Here is a 17,366-nt window from a genome sequence, read left to right on the forward strand (position 1 = left end):
TTTCTTAAAATCTGGAGGATTCAAACTCCAGATTTTTTTCGTTATCAACACAATTTCGTAACTTATCAACAGCCATTTTGTTAACTAATGGTGGACATCCTATGACCTTAATCATTGTTAACTAAAGGTTAAATAGCATACTTTAGCACCCATGGAAAAACCAAGTCCGATTGCCGGTCGTAAAATAGACCAGTCTGCATTAATCAACCTGGAGAGAGGTAAAATACCTCCTCAAGCCGTTGATTTAGAGGAAGTTGTTCTCGGAGCGATGATGATAGATAAAAAAGGTGTCGATGAGGTAATAGACATTCTGCACCCTGATGTGTTCTACAAAGACGCACACCGATTTATCTACGAGGCCATCTTCAAACTGTTCGAGACCTCTGAGCCAGTGGATTTATTAACCGTTTCTTCCCAATTGAAGAAAGACGGTAAATTGGAGGTTGCCGGAGGCGACTTTTATCTGGTGAAACTTACGCAAAAGGTGGCTTCCTCGGCCCATATTGAGTTCCATGCGCGTATTATCCTTCAAAAATATATTCAACGCAGTCTGATCAAAATTTCCAGTGAGATCATACAGGAAGCCTATGAAGATGCCACGGATGTTTTTGATCTTTTGGATACTGCAGAGGCCAAATTATACGATGTTACCCAAGGAAATTTAAAACGTTCCGCCGAGACTGCCCAGAATTTGGTGATCCAGGCGAAAAAGAGGATTGAAGAGATTGCCAATAAGGAAGGGCTCAGTGGCGTGCCTTCCGGATTTGATAAATTGGATAAATTGACCTCTGGATGGCAACCGAGTGATTTGATCATTGTGGCAGCCCGTCCGGGTATGGGTAAAACGGCCCTGACCTTGTCCATGGCAAGGAATATGGCGGTAAATTCCAATATTCCCGTAGCCTTTTTCTCTTTGGAGATGTCCTCGGTACAATTGATCACCCGTCTGATTTCCTCAGAAACCGGACTCTCTTCTGAAAAGTTGAGAACCGGTAAGTTGGAAAAGCACGAATGGGAGCAATTGAACGTAAAAGTTAAGGCATTGGAAAGTGCCCCCTTATTTATAGATGATACCCCGTCCCTTTCTATTTTCGACCTTAGGGCGAAAGCAAGACGATTGGCCTCCCAGCACGGCATCCGAATGATCGTTATCGATTATTTGCAGTTGATGACCGCAGGAGGTAGCCAAAAAGGGGGGAACAGGGAACAGGAAATATCTACCATTTCCCGTAACCTCAAGGCTTTGGCCAAAGAATTGAACTGTCCCGTTATTGCACTATCGCAGTTATCCCGTGCCGTGGAGACCAGGGGAGGAAGTAAGAGACCAATCCTTTCGGATCTTAGGGAATCTGGAGCTATTGAGCAGGATGCGGATATTGTGGCCTTTATCTATCGCCCTGAATATTACAAGATAGACGAATGGGATGATGATGAGCGTACCCCAACCGCTGGGCAAGGTGAATTTATTGTTGCCAAGCACAGGAATGGTGGTCTGGAGAACATTCGATTGAAATTTATTGGACAGCTAGGTAAATTTGACAACCTGGATGATTTCGATTCTCCTTTCGAATTCCAATCAAAAATGAATGCCAACGAAGATAATCCGTTTATAACCAAAAATTTACCAAATGCCGATGAAGCCTTTGGAAGTTCTATGAACGATGATATGGATATGGATGACAGTGAGGTCCCATTTTAAAAATAAATACATGAAAATACCTTCTCGACTTGTCTCGAGAGGGTGTTTGATGTTCTTTTTGTTCTTTTCCTTCATCGTCTCTGCATCCAATATCCTAATTCCCATGGATGCTGACAGCCAGAAAAATCATTTAAAAGCTTACGGAATTACCTATTGGGTGCTCACCAAACAACAAAAGGTGCAGTGGTTGTTGAACTATAGGGGAGGATCTTTTCTGTTGCCCGATGGGGACAATATCCGCAAGGAATGCCAGATTAGGGGGGTTTCCTTTGAAATAATTTCGGATGCCCAGGCAGAGGCTATCTTGGATGAAATAAGCAGTCCTTCAAAGAATCAAGAAGCCGTTATTTTGGAAAAAGCACCCAAAATTGCCGTTTATTCCCCCAAGGAAAATTTGCCCTGGGACGATGCCGTGACCATGGTGCTTACCTATGCCGAAATTCCCTACGAAACCATTTATGATGAAGAGGTCCTCAACAATAAATTGTTGTTGTACGATTGGCTGCACCTGCACCATGAGGATTTTACGGGCCAATACGGTAAATTTTACGCAGCATATAGGGCGGCCCCTTGGTATTTGGAAGGCAAGGAACAGGCAGAGGCCCTCGCGGCAAAATTGGGATACTCCAAGGTTTCTGAGGAAAAAAGAGCTGTGGCCAATGCCATACGTAATTATGTGATTGGGGGCGGATTCATGTTTGCCATGTGCTCCGCTACAGATAGTTTTGATATAGCCCTTGCGGCAGACGGTGTGGATATTTGTGAGCCCATGTTCGATGGTGACCCTTCTGATGCCAATTACCAAAGTAAATTGGATTTTAGCAGAACCTTCGCCTTTACCAATTTTACGCTGGAACGGAGTCCATTGCAGTACGAATTCTCTTCCATAGATATGACCACAAAAAGGGGCATGGTGCCCAAGGAATCCGATTATTTTTCACTGATGGAATTCTCGGCAAAATGGGACCCGGTTCCTACCATGTTGTGCCAGAACCACACCTCCCTGGTCAAGGGTTTTATGGGGCAGACCACGGCATTTACCAGAAATGAAATAAAACCAACGGTGATGGTTTTGGGGGAGAACAGGATAAATGGAGAAGCCCGCTACATCCACGGAATCAAAGGGAAGGGATTTTTTACTTTTTATGGCGGACATGACCCAGAGGATTATCAGCACAGGGTAGGGGATCCCAAAACGGAACTGGAACTGCATCCAACCTCACCTGGCTACCGTTTGATCTTGAACAATGTTTTGTTTCCTGCCGCCCAGAAAAAGAAACAGAAAACCTAATCCTATCTTTGGGCAAGTAGTTGTTCCAAGATGTGCTCTACGCCGTTTTCGTCATTACTTTTAGTCCTGTAATTAGCGGCTTGCAGAACGTTTGGATGCGCATTGGCCATAGCGAAACTATAATCTGCCAAAGCCAACATTTCCAGATCATTGTTATAATCCCCAAAAACCAAGGTTTCTGCTCTTGATATATTATGTCTTTTTTGAACTTGTTCCAGAGCAAAGCCTTTGTGGGCGTTTAGATGGGAAAGATCCAACCAGTTTTCTCCTGATATCTTGACTTTTAAATCAGATTCCAAATGTTTTACAGAGGGGTAAATGAATTTTTCGGAGCTTTCAAAATGGTATACAGCTACCTTTAAGACCTCCCCATCATAGGTAGAAATATCATCCATGACCGTATATTCAGAATAATACTCCTTTAACTTGCTCAAGAATTTGTCAGAATTGCCATTGAGGTAGGCATTTTTTTTACCACAAAGGACGGCATGGGCCCCATGGGCACTGTCAAGGGATTTTAAGATGGTATCGATCGATTTTTTTTCCAATGGAGTGGAAAGTAGTTCTTGGTCTTGTTGCATGGCAAAACCACCATTTTCCGCAATAACGATGATTTCATTCTTAATGGGATTCAACTTGTGTACAATACTGTTGTACTGTCTTCCACTTGCGGCAACAAAAAGGATATTTCTTTTTTTTAACTCTTCATAAAGTTCAAAGAAACGGTCGCTCACCTGATGGTCGGAATTTAAAAGTGTTCCGTCCATATCTGTAACCACCATTTTTATTTTTGATAAATCCATTGCAATATCCATTTTAGGATGCAAAGGTATTTCTTCTATGGGTAATTGTAGGGAATTGAAAAGTTAAGTTTGTGGTATTTTTGTAATATCATTGAGCATTGCCATCTTTGTGGCATAGGAAAAATAAAATAGGATGGAGTTTTATCAAACAGAATTGCGCTTGTCTCCCTATAAGAGGGGTTTTCATTTGATCACGGATGAAATCATCAATGCCATTCCTGAAATAAAAGGAATCAAAATGGGGATGTTGCAGGTGTTCATTAAACATACTTCGGCAAGCCTCACAATCAATGAAAATGCCGATCCTACGGTACGAATCGATTTTGAAAGCCATATGAATGTCATGGTACCGGAAAATGCACCATATTACAGGCATGATTACGAAGGTTCCGATGATATGCCTGCTCATATCAAGGCCTCCCTTATGGGGGCTTCGGTACAGATTCCTATTACCAATGGAAGATTGAATATAGGAATTTGGCAAGGAGTCTATCTTTGTGAACATCGGAACCGTGCTGGGGGTAGGATGTTGGTGGTTTCTGCCTTTGGAAATTGACAGGAGCCCTAAATATTCCTAAATTGAAATAATTATGAAAAGATTGGAAAATGGGAACTAAGGAGGATATCTTAAATAAAATTCAAATTTTAATTACCAATCACTATAAAACCCCGGAGGAGGCCTTTGCCTTCTTTGACAAGGATGGTGATGGCAAACTGACCAAGGGTGAGATTGTGGAGCTGTTGAAAAAAGCAGAGATCAGTGGTTTTATCCGTGGCATGGTATCATCAAAATTGGTCGAGGGATACGATAAAAATAGGGATGAATTAATAGATTGGTCTGAGTTTAAACAGGCCATAGCCAAAATAAAGTAATAGAGATTCGTAAAGGTCAGGACAAAAAAAATCCGATTCAAATGAATCGGATTTTTTATAAGCGAGATATATTGTTAATGTTACTTTATTTTATTCACAACAGCCTTAAAAGCTTCTGGGTGGTTCATCGCCAAATCGGCCAAAACCTTACGGTTTAGGTCAATGTTGTTGGCTTTGATTCTACCCATAAACTGAGAGTAAGACATTCCGTGCAATCTAGCACCTGCGTTGATACGGGTGATCCATAGGGAACGGAAAGTTCTTTTCTTGTTTCTACGGTCTCTGTAAGCATATAACATTGCTTTTTCAACCGCATTTTTGGCTACTGTCCAAACGTTTTTACGTCTTCCAAAGTAACCTTTGGCTTGCTTCATCACTTTTTTTCTTCTAGCGCGTGAAGCAACTGAATTTACTGATCTTGGCATAATTTTGAATTTTTTTGTAGTAGGCGTTCTGAATAAATTTCAAAATCTTTTAATGGCCTAACTCCAGGGTTAATAATAATTACCGAAAGAATCGATTACTTTAAACGTAATTGTTCTTTAATGCTGTTAACATCCGCCTCGTGAACTAAAGTAGAGTGGGTTAACGCAAGCTTGCGCTTTTTAGACTTCTTCGTTAGAATGTGGCTCTTAAAAGCGTGCTTTCTTTTGATTTTACCTGTACCGGTAAGCTTAAAACGCTTTTTGGTACTGGATTTTGTTTTCATCTTAGGCATCTTGTTCCTATTTATGGTTTATCTCGCTTATTATCTTTACTGTTGTTCTCTATACATGAGTTCCAACAGGTATTTTATTATGCTATGGTAATTGAAAATAAAGAAATAAAATTCTTGTTATTTCTTTGTTTTTGGAGCAATGAACATGGTCATACGCTTTCCTTCCAACCTGGGCATCTGTTCTACTTTTCCAAGCTCTTCCAATTCGGAGGCCAGTTTCAGTAATAAGATCTCACCTTGATCTTTATATACAATGGATCTACCTTTAAAGAAGACATAAGCTTTTAGCTTAGCGCCATCCTTTAAGAATTTTTCGGCATGCTTCTTTTTGAACTCATAATCATGATCATCGGTCTGTGGACCAAATCTGATTTCCTTTACCACTACCTTGGTGGCTTTGGCCTTCATGACCTTTTCCCTTTTCTTCTGTTCGTAAAGAAACTTCTTGTAATCCGTAATTTTACATACGGGTGGATCTGCTTTTGGAGAAATCTCCACTAAATCCAATTCTAATTCTTCAGATTTTGCTAGTGCGTCCTTTAAAGAGTAAACGCCCACTTCAACATTGTCACCAACCAAACGTACATTCTGGGCAGTAATAGACCTATTGATGTTGTGCGGATTCTTATTTTCTCTTCTAGGCTGTGGCCTAAATCTTTTTCGTATTGCTATGGCTAATAAATTTTAGTTAAACATTAATTTTTTAAAACGACTTTAAGGTACTATTTATTTCATTAGTAACCAAGTTGGCGAAGTCTGTTAAGGAAATAGAGCCTAAATCTTCGCCTCCATGCCTTCTAACAGAAATCGTATTTTCCTGTTCCTCATTATCTCCTACGATCAGCATAAACGGTATCTTGTTCATTTCTGCCTCCCGTATTTTCTTGCCAACAGTCTCGCTTCTCTTGTCTACAAGGGCGCGAATTTCGTGATTTTCTAGGGAATTTAAAACTTTTTGGGCATATTTTTCATGCTTCTCACTAATGGGCAGTACAATAGCTTGTTCCGGGATCAGCCATAATGGGAAATTTCCTCCGGTGTGTTCCAATAATAAGGCTATGAATCTTTCCATACTTCCAAATGGGGCACGGTGGATCATGACAGGTCGGTGCAGCTCATTGTCACTTCCTTTATAGGTAAGGTCAAATCGCTCTGGTAGGTTGTAATCTACCTGAATGGTTCCCAACTGCCAGTTTCTTCCAAGGGCATCTTTGACCATAAAATCGAGCTTGGGACCGTAGAATGCGGCTTCTCCGCTTTCAATCACAAAATCAAGACCTTTGTCTTTGGCGGCGTCAATGATGGCATTTTCCGCTTTTTCCCAATTTTCAACGGAGCCAATGTACTTTTCCGGGGTGTTGAGATCCCTTACAGATACCTGGGCGGTGAAATTGCCGAAGCCCAAGGAGCCCAATACATAAAGGGTAAGGTCAATCACGTTTTTAAATTCTTCCGCCAATTGGTCCGGGGTACAGAAAATATGGGCGTCATCTTGGGTGAAACCACGAACCCTGGTTAGGCCGTGTAATTCACCACTTTGTTCATACCTATATACTGTACCAAATTCAGCATACCTTTTGGGAAGTTCACGGTAACTGAAAGGTTTGGTGTTGTAAATTTCACAGTGGTGAGGACAGTTCATGGGTTTCAATAAAAACTCCTCATCCGCCTTTGGTGTTTTTATGGGCTGAAAGCTGTCTTCTCCATATTTGGCGTAATGTCCAGAGGTCACGTAAAGTTCTTTTTGTCCTATATGTGGGGTCACCACCATTTCGTATCCTGCCTTCTTTTGTGCTTTCTTCAGGAAGTTCTCCAAGCGCTCCCTAAGGGCAGCACCTTTTGGCAGCCATAAAGGAAGGCCTTGGCCAACTTTTGCGGAAAAGGTAAATAACTCCAGTTCCTTGCCCAATTTTCTGTGATCGCGTTGCTTGGCCTGCTCCAATAGCTCCAGGTATTCGGTTAGTTCCTTTTGTTTTGGAAAGGAGATACCGTATACGCGGGTCAATTGCTTGTTGTTCTCGTTTCCTCTCCAATAGGCACCGGCAACACTCAATATCTTAATGGCTTTGATGATCCCTGTATTTGGGATGTGTCCCCCTCGGCATAGATCCGTGAAGGTATCGTGGTCGCAAAAAGTGATGGTGCCGTCCTCAAGGTTTTCTATAAGCTCCACCTTATATTCATTCCCTTGTTTCTTGTATGAAGCCAGGGCTTCTTCCTTGGTTACCGAGCGCATTTTGTAATCGTGCTTGCCACGGGCTATTTCAAGGGCCTTTTTTTCTATTTCCGGAAAGTCCTTTTCGGAGATACTGCGGTCCCCAAAATCTACGTCGTAATAAAATCCGTTATCAATGGCCGGACCTATGGTCAATTTAATGCCAGGGTACAATTCTTCCAAGGCTTGTGCAACAACGTGAGAGGTAGAATGCCAAAAAGCTTTCTTTCCTTCCTTGTCGTTCCATGTGTATAAAGTAAGGGTGCCGTCCTCGTTCAAGGGGGTCACTGTTTCTACGATGGTATCATTGTATTTTGCGGAGATGACATTTCTCGCCAATCCCTCGCTGATTCCTTTGGCCACATCCATGGGGGAACTCCCCGTTGCATGTTCTTTTATTGTTCCGTCTGGTAGTGTAATCTTGATCATCCCGAAAATAGTTATAAGCGACAAAGATAGGGTCATCAAAAATACTTTCCATAACATTTTAAAGACTTTTTAATGAGGATTTGTGAATTCTAAATGCAATACATGGGAGTGTGTTTGGTAAAACTTGATTTGGTATTAAGAATCGGTAAACAAGTGAGTAGGTTGTGCTATAAAATATTTTAATGTAAAAAATTATTTTTAAAACGTTAAATCAACGTTAACAATTAATTTTCCTGGGTTTTCAGAATGTCAATAAGATAATTTTTGACCTTAATTATTGATATACTGTAAATTAAATGTGTTAAAAATTGTTAGTATGTAAATATTAATTATATATTTGAGCAAGCGTATTAAATACGTTTAATAAATAATATTAATAAAAATACTTCCTGAGACATGAAGAATATCAAAGAATTACCAGCAAACGAGGCTACTGCTATTGTCTGCCGTCTAGGAGGAAATAACAGTATCGTGCAGTGTCGTATACTTACATTTTGTATTTTATTTTTGATGACTGTGATCCCTTGCATTGCACAAGAAGTAGAATTGGGGCAGAAGGAGCAGGATAGTTACCGGGCATTTGGTGCTGGTGCACATTTAAAGAACATGCATTTATGGCATGGTTTCGTTGTTCACCCAGGTGCTATTATAGCGACTAATTTGGAATTTAACTCACGAAACAGGAAGTTTACTTTTGGTGTATGGGGTGGAGCAAGCTTTACAAGTATCGATGTGATCAATAAAGAAACGGGGGAGAATGTAAGTGCCCATTATAAGGAATTCTCAATATATACAGTGTATCGTTTTTCGGATAATTTTTTTGTTGAAGCTGTTACGCATAACAATTATACCGGTGTGGAGGAAAGAGGTGATGTATTGCATTACTGGAGTTATGATAAGACACAGGGATATAATTTTGTGGATATTAACTTTGGGTATAACATTACACCTAAAACCTTGTTGTATTTGGCTACAATTGTGGGAGGAGGTTCTGGGGATTATGAAGTCCAGGAAGATGGGTCCCTTAAGGATTCTTGGACACACTATTTTGAAATAAAAAGTATGGTCTGGGAGAAAGAAGATTCTAGCTTTTCTCTTTTTGCCGGCGGTGCCTGGTCCTTTATAACAGATAAAACATTTTATACAGAAGGTATGGGGAATGTAATAAATATAGGTGCGACCTATAGTAAAAAAATTAAGTTCGGAAACTATACTGCGCCTGTAGAGCTTACTGCAATGTGGAATCCTGAAAAAGAGAAAACCGTTCTTCAGTTAGATTTTACGATTTTATAGAAAAACTTGTTCAGTGCAAAATCAGTTGAAATATAACATAAACTAACGCTATTAATTATGAAAGCATTAATCCAGAATGTATTAAAATTTGCCAAACCCATCGTGGGGCTAGCATTAATTTTCAATCTGTCTAGTTGTATTGATCAAAAAAAATCTACCGGTGAATCCGGTAATTCTGAAGATGACACAAGTGAAGTTTTTGAAAGTAAAATCGATTTAACCGGAAAAAAGATAGGGTATTGTACTCCGTCCCTTAATGCGCCATATTACCAAGCGCTCTTTCAAAGCATAAAATCCACCACAGAAAAAAACGGCATGATATTCTTGTCGGCCGACGGGCAGGACGATATTAACAAGCAGGTTGCTGCGGTTGAAGATCTAATTACCAAGGGTGTAGATGTCTTATTGCTGAACCCTAAAGATCCAGATGCATTGGTTGGGGCCACTAAATTGGCCAAAGCGGCGGGGATACCGGTATTTATCATAGACAGTTCTATAAATCCCGAAGCAGATTATGTGACCACTGTTCAATCCAACAACCTGGCCAATGGTGAGTTGGCAGGTGAGTGGCTTGCTAAAAAATTTGGGAGCAAAAAAATGAATATAGCCTTATTGAGTGGTAATGCCGGAAACCCTGTGGGCAGGACACGTAAACAAGGGTTGTTGCAAGGTATTGCAGAAGAACAATTGCGAAGTTTGGGCTATATAGACCTAGATGTTAGAACGCAAGCCTATACCGATTGGTCATATGCAGGAGGCCTGAAAGCAATGGAAGATATATTGGTGGCCCACCCAGATATCAATGTTGTGATTACCGAATCAGATGTTTGTGTATTAGGGGCCATTAAGGCCATTGCTCAAGCGGGAAAAACAGATGACATATTAATAGTAGCAGGAGCTGATGGTCAAAAAGAGGCCATTAAATATATTATGGATACAGATTTTTATGGTTGTACTGCCATGAACAGTCCCGTGCAAATAGGTAGAAATGCCGTTGAATATGCTGTACAGTATATGAATGGTAAAACAGATTTTCCTAAGACTTCATATACTCCACCACTCTTGATTACCAAGGAAAACGCTTCTAAATACTATAATCCAAAGGCATTGTTTTAATTGCTTTAAATTAATTGATATGCAAAATTCAAAACAAGAGTACCGATTGGAGATGACTGGAATATCAAAAAGTTTTGGTGTTGTTTCGGTCTTGGATAATGTAAATTTAAAGGTAAAACCTGGTGAAATCCATGCCTTGCTTGGTGAAAACGGCGCAGGAAAATCTACCTTGATAAAGATTCTTAGTGGGGTTCATCAAAAAGACGGGGGTAAAATAACTTTGGACGGTGTAGAGATAGATCCAAAAAATACTCACGAAGGGCAAGAATTGGGAATCAATGTGGTATATCAAGAGTTATCCTTGGTTAAAGATTTGTCCGTTGCCGAGAATATTTATCTGCATAAGCTAGGGGCCAACAAATTTTGGATGAACTGGAAAAAGCTTACTGAGGATGCGCAGGAGTTAATTGATTCTTTGGGCTTCAAAATCGACGCATCAGCCAAAGTCAGAAGCTTGAGTATTGTTCAAAAGCAAGTGGTTGAAATTGCAAAGGCTATATCAGAAGACACCAAGGTTTTGGTATTGGATGAGCCAACTACTGTTTTTGATCCAACCGATACACAGAAATTATTTGACAATCTCTTCAGGTTAAAGGAACAGGGTATTTCCATTATTTACATCTCACACCATTTGGATGAAATTTTCAAAATAGCAGATTCCGTCACCGTGCTCAGGGATGGTGTTGATACGGGAAGTATGTCCATTGAGGAAACGGATGCCGATGGCGTTATCCGATTAATGATTGGGAGGGAGTTGAAAGATCTATATCCTGCTCGAAGTAATAAAATTGGCGAAGCGCCCATTTTTGAAGTTAAAGATTTATCGGCAAGGGATGCCTTGGTCAATAATGTGTCCTTTGCTGTGCGGCCCGGAGAAGTGTTGGGTATTGCGGGCTTGGGAGGTAGCGGAAGAACAGAAATGGCCAAACTTATTTTCGGTGCCGATAAAAAGAAGTCTGGGACTTTATTTATTAACGGGAAGGAAATTAAGACCAATACTCCGGTATGTGCCGTGGCACATCAAATAGGATTTGTCTCCGAGGACAGAAAGGAAGAAGGGGTGTTTTTGCCACTATCCATTAGGCGAAATATCAGCGTTACAAATTTCAATTCCATTTCCAGCAAATTAGGTTTTATAAAAATTGACAGTGAGTATAAAAACGTTTTGGATTTAATTGATAAGCTAAATATCAAAACACCCAGTTCTGAGATTGTCGTCAATAATTTGAGTGGGGGAAATCAACAAAAAGTGGCCTTGGCCAAATGGCTGAGTATCGACAGTAAAGTTATTTTTATTGATGAACCTACCCGAGGTGTCGATGTGGGGGCCAAAATAGAAATCTACAACCTTATCAATGCAGTTGCCCAAAAAGGTGTTGGGGTAGTGGTTATCTCTTCGGATATGCCCGAAATTATGGGTATTTCGGATCGTATACTGGTTATGCACAAGGGTACATTCTACGGGGAATTGTCCAAAGACAAATTTTCCGAGGAAAATATATTGCGCTACTCCATTGGGAAGGAGCTTAAAGAGAAACAATTAAACTAATAAATTAATAATCATGGCATTAACAATAAAACAACAACTAAGTAGTCCCGCGGGCGTGCTTCAGTTTTTAGTGAAACACAACACCATATTCATTTTTGTGTTGTTGGTCATATTTTCGGCTCTCATTTCAGATGTTTTTTTTACTTCTGTTAACCTTTCAAATTTATTAAAGCAAGTATCGGGAATTGGCATCATAAGTATCGGAATGTTACTTGTGATATTGACCGGGGGTATCGATTTATCGGTGGGATCCATGGTGGCCCTATTGGCCGTAACCTTCGCTATTTTGGTCAATGTGGTGATATTGCCGGCGGCCATTTTGCTGACCATATTGATAGGCTTTGGCTTGGGAAGTGTTTCTGGCTATTTGGTAGCATTTCAAAAAATGGCGCCATTTGTTGCAACCTTGGCTTTGATGACCATTGCGAGAGGTTTGGGCTTTATTTATTCCAAAGGTTCTCCTATCATATTTCAATCTCAAGGAGGTGAATTCATGTCCAATTTTGCCAATAACGCCACCGTTGGTATTCCGAATATTGCTATTGTATTTTTCATAATCGTCCTTTTGGCTATGGTTATGTTGCGCTATAATGTATTTGGCAGATTGATTATTGCCATAGGCAGTAATGAGGAGGCTTCGAGATTGTCGGGGATCAAAGTGAATAAGTACAAATTTTTGGTCTATGCTATTTCGGGAGCTCTGGCAGCTACGGCTGCAATAATTGTTGCTTCCAGGACAAATTTAGGTTCTCCCAATATGGGTATGGCTTGGGAATTGGACGCCATAGCTGCCGTAGTGATCGGGGGAGCAAGTTTAAATGGGGGAAAAGGAACCGCTATCAACACTTTAATGGGTGTTTTGATTTTAGGGCTCATTGGGAATATACTCAATCTATTAAACGTACCCTCTTATCCTCAGCAGGTAGTAAAAGGTGGTATCATCATATTTGCAGTATTGCTGCAGCGTTTCGAAAATAAATAATATAGACCTATGGAAAGTTATAAATTAAATAGTGGGAATCTTTCAAAAATTGCGGATAGGGTAGCGGTTCCGGCCTATGATAGAACAGATGTAAGAGCAGGAATTGTGCACGTGGGTATTGGAGGTTTTCACAGAGCGCACCAAGCATATTATACAGATCAATTGTTGCATGACAGTGCAAATAAAGATTGGGGGATTTGTGGTATTGCTTTGCTCGATTATGATCAAAAAATATACAATACACTTAAGAATCAAGATGGGCTCTATACGCTTATTGTAAAAGAATTGGATGGGACGTTAACGAAAAACGTAATAGGTTCAATAGTGGAATATTTGTTTGCCCCAGAGAATCCTTCGGCCGTTATAGAGAAGATGGCAAATGAGGAGGTGAAGATAATATCACTGACCATTACCGAGGGGGGGTATAATTATAATGAGACTACTGGTGCCTTTAATTTTGAAAATCCATTGATCCAGCACGATTTAAATAATCCGAATGCACCCAAAACAATCTTTGGTTATCTGACACAGGCATTTAAACTCCGAAAAGAAAGAGGATTGTTGGGCTGTACCGTGCAATCTTGCGATAATGTTCAGGGGAATGGGCATGTGGCAGAAAAAATGCTCTTGAGTTATGTTAAGGCCGCCGAACCGGAATTAGTGTCATGGATAGAAGCCAATGTTTCGTTTCCAAACAGTATGGTAGATAGAATCACACCGGCCACCTCACCTACAGACATTGCACATTTGAAGGAAACATCTGGGATTGATGATGCCTGGCCTGTGGTTTGTGAACCTTTTAATCAATGGGTAATTGAAGATAATTTTATGGCAGGTAGACCTGCGTGGGAAAACGTAGGGGCTCAATTTGTTTCAGATGTTGTTCCTTATGAAAAAATGAAATTAAGCTTGCTCAATGCGGGGCATTCTGTCCTGGGAATATTGGGCGCCTTAAATGGATATTCTACCATCGATGAAGCTGTTGGAGATAAAGCGATCCGTACTTTTTTAAAATTATATATGGATTGTGAAGTAACACCCGTTCTCGGTGATTTGGAGGGTGTTGACCTAAAGCGTTATAAGCAATCGTTAATTGAGCGTTTCGGCAATGTTTATATAAAAGATCAAATTGATAGAATTTGCTCCGAGAGCTCGGCTAAATTGCCCATTTTTATATTGCCTACGGTCTACGCCCAGCTTAAAGAAAAAGGTTCAATAAAGCTTGCCGCATTTGTAATCGCGGCATGGGCAATTTATTCCTTGGGGTTGGATGAAAAAGGGAACTCATTGGTTATAAAAGATGTCCTGTCAGATGTTTTGCGTGAAAAGGCCATTAAGGCCAAAAATGAACCCAAGCAATTTTTGACGGTTGAAGCTGTCTTTGGAAATCTGCAAAATTCAGCAACATTTGTGGAGGGGTATAGTAAATCCTATCGTGATATTTTAAAGTATGGTGTTGTAAAGTGTGTGGTTGAATTGAACAGCGAGATCTTGGATAAAACAGTATAAGAGCTTTACTTTTTCTTGAACTTACTGTGTGATGAATTTTCGGATCATTTTTAATTGGGTGAATTCCGTTGCTCTTTGGATACCTAAAGTGGTAGTTCATCTGTGCCGGATCGTCGCTAAGGGAGAACCCGGTAAATGATCTTATAGAAATAGCCCTTCAAGTTTACTTGTGGAATTAAGTTTTTGTTATATCAGCGCACTTTAATAATGACCTTGTTAAAGTGCGTTTTTATTGCAGTGTTTTGTTGTTCATCTGCACCAGACATTCTTTGATAGGTCTAGATCTTAGTTCGGACAAGTAATAGGTAAATCGCTCCCTGAATAAGTCGTAAGTAATCAAGTCGCTGAACATGGCATTTCTTTCTAAAAAGAGCTGGGGGTTTTGATGTGAAAGCGTGGCGGTTCTAATCAGTTGATTGCTAATACTGTCCTTGATATCATATGATTTTCCAAAGTCATCTATCCCATCGTAATATTTGCACCATGCAGCTATTGCGAATGCGGCATGTTCAATGGGCTGCTTGTTGCTTAATTGCTTGGAAATTGTGGGTAAAATGAATATCGGAATTTTTGAAGAGCTTTCTTTGCAAATCCTGGAGAGCTCATCTGTAATATAGGGATTTTTAAATCTTGAGATCACTTGATTTTTGTACGAAATTTTGTCCTGCGTTTCTGTATCAATAATATTTGGTGCAACTTCAATATCAATAAAATTTTCTAGGAAGGAAACGCAATCTTCATCATTGGCTACTTCATGCACAGTGGAGTATCCGCTCAATGTTCCTATTATTCCTAAGATTGAATGTCCTGCGTTAAGTATTCGGAGCTTCATATTTTCGTAAGGCATGATGCTTTTTACGAATTGCACGCCGACTTTCTCCCATACCGATTTGTCAAACATCAAATTGTCTTCTATGATCCAATTGGAAAATGATTCGCAAACCACAGGCCATTGGTCGTAGGTTGCATGTTCATTTTTTAGTTTGGCAATATCCTTGGAACGGGTTTCAGTTGTAATTCTATCGACCATCGAATTCGGAAATGTCGTATTCTCCTTTAGCCAAGGCAGCAAATCAGGTTCTGTATTGCTGACATAGTTGAAGAATGCTGACTTTATGGTATCTCCGTTAGATTGTATGTTGTCACATGAAAGCACTGTACAACCTGGCAAGCCTCGTTTTTTGCGAAGATTAAAAACCTGGGTGAGATAGCCGAATACCGTTTTGGGGCTGAATTTGTTTTTGGTGTCTTCCTCAACCTCAGGGTGGTTCATGTCAAATTCCCCAGTTATTTCATTTAAATGATAGCCGTCTTCGGCTACTGTCAAGGAAATTATTTGGATATCGGGCTGGGCCATTCTTTCAATGGCGGCCATTGGGTTTTCCGGGCCATAGAAATATTCGACAATGGAGCCAATTACTTTGTTTTCATGTTTCCCGTTGGGGTCCTTGATAAGTAAGGTATAAAGGCCGTCTTGATCTTTTAGGATATTATATATTTTTCTATCCGATTCCAATAAGTCAATTCCACAAATACCGAAATTCAGTTCGTTGTGTTTTTCTATCAATTCATGAATGTAATACGCCTGATGGGCGCGATGAAAATTGTTTATGCCAATATGGGCAATACTGGTCTTAATCTTATCGCGGTCTATTTTGGATGTAGTTATGGTATTGGGTAACGAATGGATGTTTTCGGTATTCAAGTAAAAAAAATCGGGCATAGTACCTTTGCGTATATATTAAGTGTAAAAAGAGGGTTCTTCTGTAAAGTATACCATTTAATTGCACAATAAAACCACAAATTAAATAGCCTATAAATTTAATAAAAAAAGAGCTCATACTCAATTTATCCACATACATTGGAACTCTTTGTTCGTGCGGGTGTTGTATAGGGTCAGGGGTTAATGTTTATATTTGTTAGTTGAATCATATATAAGGTATGGATTTTAGAAAGAGGGATAACGTTACCGTGGATTGTGTAATTTTTGGTTTGGATGCAAATGGACTCAATGTTCTGCTGCGCAAAAGAACCTTAAATATGTTTGACGAAAATTATAAGGTGATTGATGATTGGGTGGTCACGGGTTATTACGTTTTTAAAAGCAAAACGCTCGAGGAATCTGCAGATCATATTTTTAAGGAAATTACCGGTCTGGATCATGCGGAAAGGATTCAATTCAGAACATATGGCAATCCAAATAGGATAAAATCAGAGAAAGATCTGTTGTGGGTGAGGAGTCGTGGGGTAAAAACACAAACCATGACCATTGCATACTATTATGCTTTGCCATTGGAAAAGGTTAGTCTTAAGCATGGCGGCTTTAAATGGTTTTTGTATCAATCGCTTCCAGAATTAGGTTTTGACCATCATAAGATTGTTGTTGATGCCTTTGAAGATTTGAAGCGGAAAATTTTGACAGAGCCTATTGTATTTAATTTTCTTCCTATCAAATTTACATTAAATGATCTGCAGTTCGCTTATGAGTCCATATTACAGATAGAGATAGACAATCGTAATTTTAGAAAGAAAGCATTGAGTAAACCATATATAGTACCTCTGAACGAAAAGAGAAAGGGAGTTTCCAAGAAGCCTTCTAAGTTATATGTCTTCAGTAGGGATGTGTATGAAGCAGTAAAAGAAAAGGACTATTTGATCAATGTGTAAATATCTGTTTCCGTAAATCCTTGTATTTCAACCTGATCCGACGGGGTCAAAAAAAAGTTGAAAAAAAGGTGTAAAAAAGTGTTGTGGTATTGCGGAAAGGTTGTAGGTTTGCAGCCCGAAACAACGAGGGTTGTGCAGGGAAAAGCGGTCGAGAGGCCGTGTTCATTGAAGGTTCTGGAGCGGCGAAAAAAAATAAAAAAAACTTTTTCATTTTTTATTTGC

At 39.9% G+C, this 17,366-nt stretch carries 16 protein-coding genes; 10 read left to right on the forward strand and 6 right to left on the reverse strand.

Annotation, left to right across the window (positions count from 1 at the left end; genetic code table 11):
* Positions 1-151: 151 nt before the first annotated feature.
* Entirely contained in the window at positions 152-1,699 is a 1,548-nt protein-coding gene (gene dnaB, locus WAA86_RS14130) for a replicative DNA helicase (RefSeq protein ID WP_337301665.1), read from the forward strand.
* A gap of 49 nt (positions 1,700-1,748) precedes the next feature.
* Positions 1,749-2,990 carry an asparagine synthetase B gene (locus WAA86_RS14135; protein ID WP_337301680.1) on the forward strand — a complete coding sequence of 414 codons (1,242 nt, stop codon included), beginning with the start codon at positions 1,749-1,751 and terminating at the stop codon, positions 2,988-2,990.
* A 2-nt stretch (positions 2,991-2,992) separates the two neighbouring features.
* Here WAA86_RS14135 and WAA86_RS14140 read toward each other — a convergent pair whose 3' ends face one another.
* The gene (locus WAA86_RS14140) at positions 2,993-3,793 is read right to left on the reverse strand and encodes an HAD family hydrolase (protein ID WP_337301666.1); all 801 of its coding nucleotides are present in this window, start codon (positions 3,791-3,793) and stop codon (positions 2,993-2,995) included.
* Positions 3,794-3,926: 133 nt separating this feature from the next.
* On the opposite strand from WAA86_RS14140, the gene WAA86_RS14145 reads away from it, so the two are divergent.
* Together WAA86_RS14145 and WAA86_RS14150 are read left to right on the forward strand one after the other, a co-directional pair.
* Complete coding sequence (locus tag WAA86_RS14145) at positions 3,927-4,349, forward strand: secondary thiamine-phosphate synthase enzyme YjbQ (RefSeq protein ID WP_337301667.1); 423 nt, start codon at positions 3,927-3,929, stop codon at positions 4,347-4,349.
* 50 nt (positions 4,350-4,399) lie between these two features.
* Positions 4,400-4,666 carry an EF-hand domain-containing protein gene (locus tag WAA86_RS14150; protein ID WP_337301668.1) on the forward strand — a complete coding sequence of 89 codons (267 nt, stop codon included), beginning with the start codon at positions 4,400-4,402 and terminating at the stop codon, positions 4,664-4,666.
* An 80-nt stretch (positions 4,667-4,746) separates the two neighbouring features.
* Here WAA86_RS14150 and rplT read toward each other — a convergent pair whose 3' ends face one another.
* From rplT to thrS, 4 genes are all read right to left on the reverse strand, one after another.
* On the reverse strand, positions 4,747-5,091 hold the full coding sequence (gene rplT, locus WAA86_RS14155; RefSeq protein ID WP_337301669.1) for a 50S ribosomal protein L20: 345 nt from the start codon (positions 5,089-5,091) through the stop codon (positions 4,747-4,749).
* A gap of 95 nt (positions 5,092-5,186) precedes the next feature.
* Positions 5,187-5,384 carry a 50S ribosomal protein L35 gene (rpmI, locus tag WAA86_RS14160; protein ID WP_082591053.1) on the reverse strand — a complete coding sequence of 66 codons (198 nt, stop codon included), beginning with the start codon at positions 5,382-5,384 and terminating at the stop codon, positions 5,187-5,189.
* A 117-nt stretch (positions 5,385-5,501) separates the two neighbouring features.
* Positions 5,502-6,056, reverse strand: coding sequence for a translation initiation factor IF-3 (gene infC, locus WAA86_RS14165; RefSeq protein ID WP_443217594.1), 555 nt, complete (start codon positions 6,054-6,056; stop codon positions 5,502-5,504).
* Positions 6,057-6,087: 31 nt separating this feature from the next.
* The gene (gene thrS, locus WAA86_RS14170) at positions 6,088-8,028 is read right to left on the reverse strand and encodes a threonine--tRNA ligase (protein WP_337301670.1); all 1,941 of its coding nucleotides are present in this window, start codon (positions 8,026-8,028) and stop codon (positions 6,088-6,090) included.
* 396 nt (positions 8,029-8,424) lie between these two features.
* Between thrS and WAA86_RS14175 the strand changes: the two genes are divergently transcribed.
* Genes WAA86_RS14175 through WAA86_RS14195 form a run of 5 tightly spaced genes read left to right on the forward strand, consistent with a single transcriptional unit; the run spans position 8,425 to position 14,477 of the window.
* Positions 8,425-9,321, forward strand: coding sequence for a hypothetical protein (locus tag WAA86_RS14175; protein ID WP_337301671.1), 897 nt, complete (start codon positions 8,425-8,427; stop codon positions 9,319-9,321).
* Positions 9,322-9,378: 57 nt separating this feature from the next.
* Positions 9,379-10,437, forward strand: a complete 1,059-nt coding sequence (locus WAA86_RS14180) for a substrate-binding domain-containing protein (protein ID WP_337301672.1) — start codon at positions 9,379-9,381, stop codon at positions 10,435-10,437.
* A gap of 19 nt (positions 10,438-10,456) precedes the next feature.
* Positions 10,457-11,986 (forward strand): sugar ABC transporter ATP-binding protein, encoded by a 1,530-nt coding sequence (locus tag WAA86_RS14185; protein ID WP_337301673.1) that lies wholly within the window; start codon positions 10,457-10,459, stop codon positions 11,984-11,986.
* A gap of 13 nt (positions 11,987-11,999) precedes the next feature.
* Positions 12,000-12,968 carry an ABC transporter permease gene (locus WAA86_RS14190; protein ID WP_337301674.1) on the forward strand — a complete coding sequence of 323 codons (969 nt, stop codon included), beginning with the start codon at positions 12,000-12,002 and terminating at the stop codon, positions 12,966-12,968.
* 9 nt (positions 12,969-12,977) lie between these two features.
* Positions 12,978-14,477 (forward strand): mannitol dehydrogenase family protein, encoded by a 1,500-nt coding sequence (locus tag WAA86_RS14195; RefSeq protein ID WP_337301675.1) that lies wholly within the window; start codon positions 12,978-12,980, stop codon positions 14,475-14,477.
* Between the two features lie 229 nt (positions 14,478-14,706).
* On the opposite strand, the gene WAA86_RS14200 is transcribed toward WAA86_RS14195, so the two are convergent.
* Entirely contained in the window at positions 14,707-16,200 is a 1,494-nt protein-coding gene (locus tag WAA86_RS14200; protein WP_337301676.1) for a mannitol dehydrogenase family protein, read from the reverse strand.
* Between the two features lie 218 nt (positions 16,201-16,418).
* On the opposite strand from WAA86_RS14200, the gene WAA86_RS14205 reads away from it, so the two are divergent.
* A complete protein-coding gene (locus WAA86_RS14205; protein WP_337301677.1) occupies positions 16,419-17,144 on the forward strand; it encodes an NUDIX hydrolase in 726 nt (241 codons plus the stop codon).
* Positions 17,145-17,366 lie beyond the last annotated feature (222 nt).

It is taken from the genome of Sediminicola sp. 1XM1-17, assembly GCF_037203765.1.
Taxonomy (GTDB): Bacteria; Bacteroidota; Bacteroidia; order Flavobacteriales; family Flavobacteriaceae; genus Sediminicola.

What these genes read in the sequence shown, in the direction of transcription:
- WAA86_RS14185 (WP_337301673.1), top strand. Translation starts at nt 10,457, where the DNA reads ATGCAAAATTCAAAACAAGAGTACCGATTGGAGATGACTGGAATATCA.
- WAA86_RS14190 (WP_337301674.1), top strand. Translation starts at nt 12,000, where the DNA reads ATGGCATTAACAATAAAACAACAACTAAGTAGTCCCGCGGGCGTGCTT.
- WAA86_RS14140 (WP_337301666.1), bottom strand. Translation starts at nt 3,793, where the DNA reads ATGGATTTATCAAAAATAAAAATGGTGGTTACAGATATGGACGGAACA.
- WAA86_RS14175 (WP_337301671.1), top strand. Translation starts at nt 8,425, where the DNA reads ATGAAGAATATCAAAGAATTACCAGCAAACGAGGCTACTGCTATTGTC.
- WAA86_RS14200 (WP_337301676.1), bottom strand. Translation starts at nt 16,200, where the DNA reads ATGCCCGATTTTTTTTACTTGAATACCGAAAACATCCATTCGTTACCC.
- rplT (WP_337301669.1), bottom strand. Translation starts at nt 5,091, where the DNA reads ATGCCAAGATCAGTAAATTCAGTTGCTTCACGCGCTAGAAGAAAAAAA.
- WAA86_RS14135 (WP_337301680.1), top strand. Translation starts at nt 1,749, where the DNA reads ATGTTCTTTTTGTTCTTTTCCTTCATCGTCTCTGCATCCAATATCCTA.
- WAA86_RS14195 (WP_337301675.1), top strand. Translation starts at nt 12,978, where the DNA reads ATGGAAAGTTATAAATTAAATAGTGGGAATCTTTCAAAAATTGCGGAT.
- WAA86_RS14150 (WP_337301668.1), top strand. Translation starts at nt 4,400, where the DNA reads ATGGGAACTAAGGAGGATATCTTAAATAAAATTCAAATTTTAATTACC.
- thrS (WP_337301670.1), bottom strand. Translation starts at nt 8,028, where the DNA reads ATGATCAAGATTACACTACCAGACGGAACAATAAAAGAACATGCAACG.
- WAA86_RS14180 (WP_337301672.1), top strand. Translation starts at nt 9,379, where the DNA reads ATGAAAGCATTAATCCAGAATGTATTAAAATTTGCCAAACCCATCGTG.
- rpmI (WP_082591053.1), bottom strand. Translation starts at nt 5,384, where the DNA reads ATGCCTAAGATGAAAACAAAATCCAGTACCAAAAAGCGTTTTAAGCTT.
- WAA86_RS14205 (WP_337301677.1), top strand. Translation starts at nt 16,419, where the DNA reads ATGGATTTTAGAAAGAGGGATAACGTTACCGTGGATTGTGTAATTTTT.
- dnaB (WP_337301665.1), top strand. Translation starts at nt 152, where the DNA reads ATGGAAAAACCAAGTCCGATTGCCGGTCGTAAAATAGACCAGTCTGCA.
- WAA86_RS14145 (WP_337301667.1), top strand. Translation starts at nt 3,927, where the DNA reads ATGGAGTTTTATCAAACAGAATTGCGCTTGTCTCCCTATAAGAGGGGT.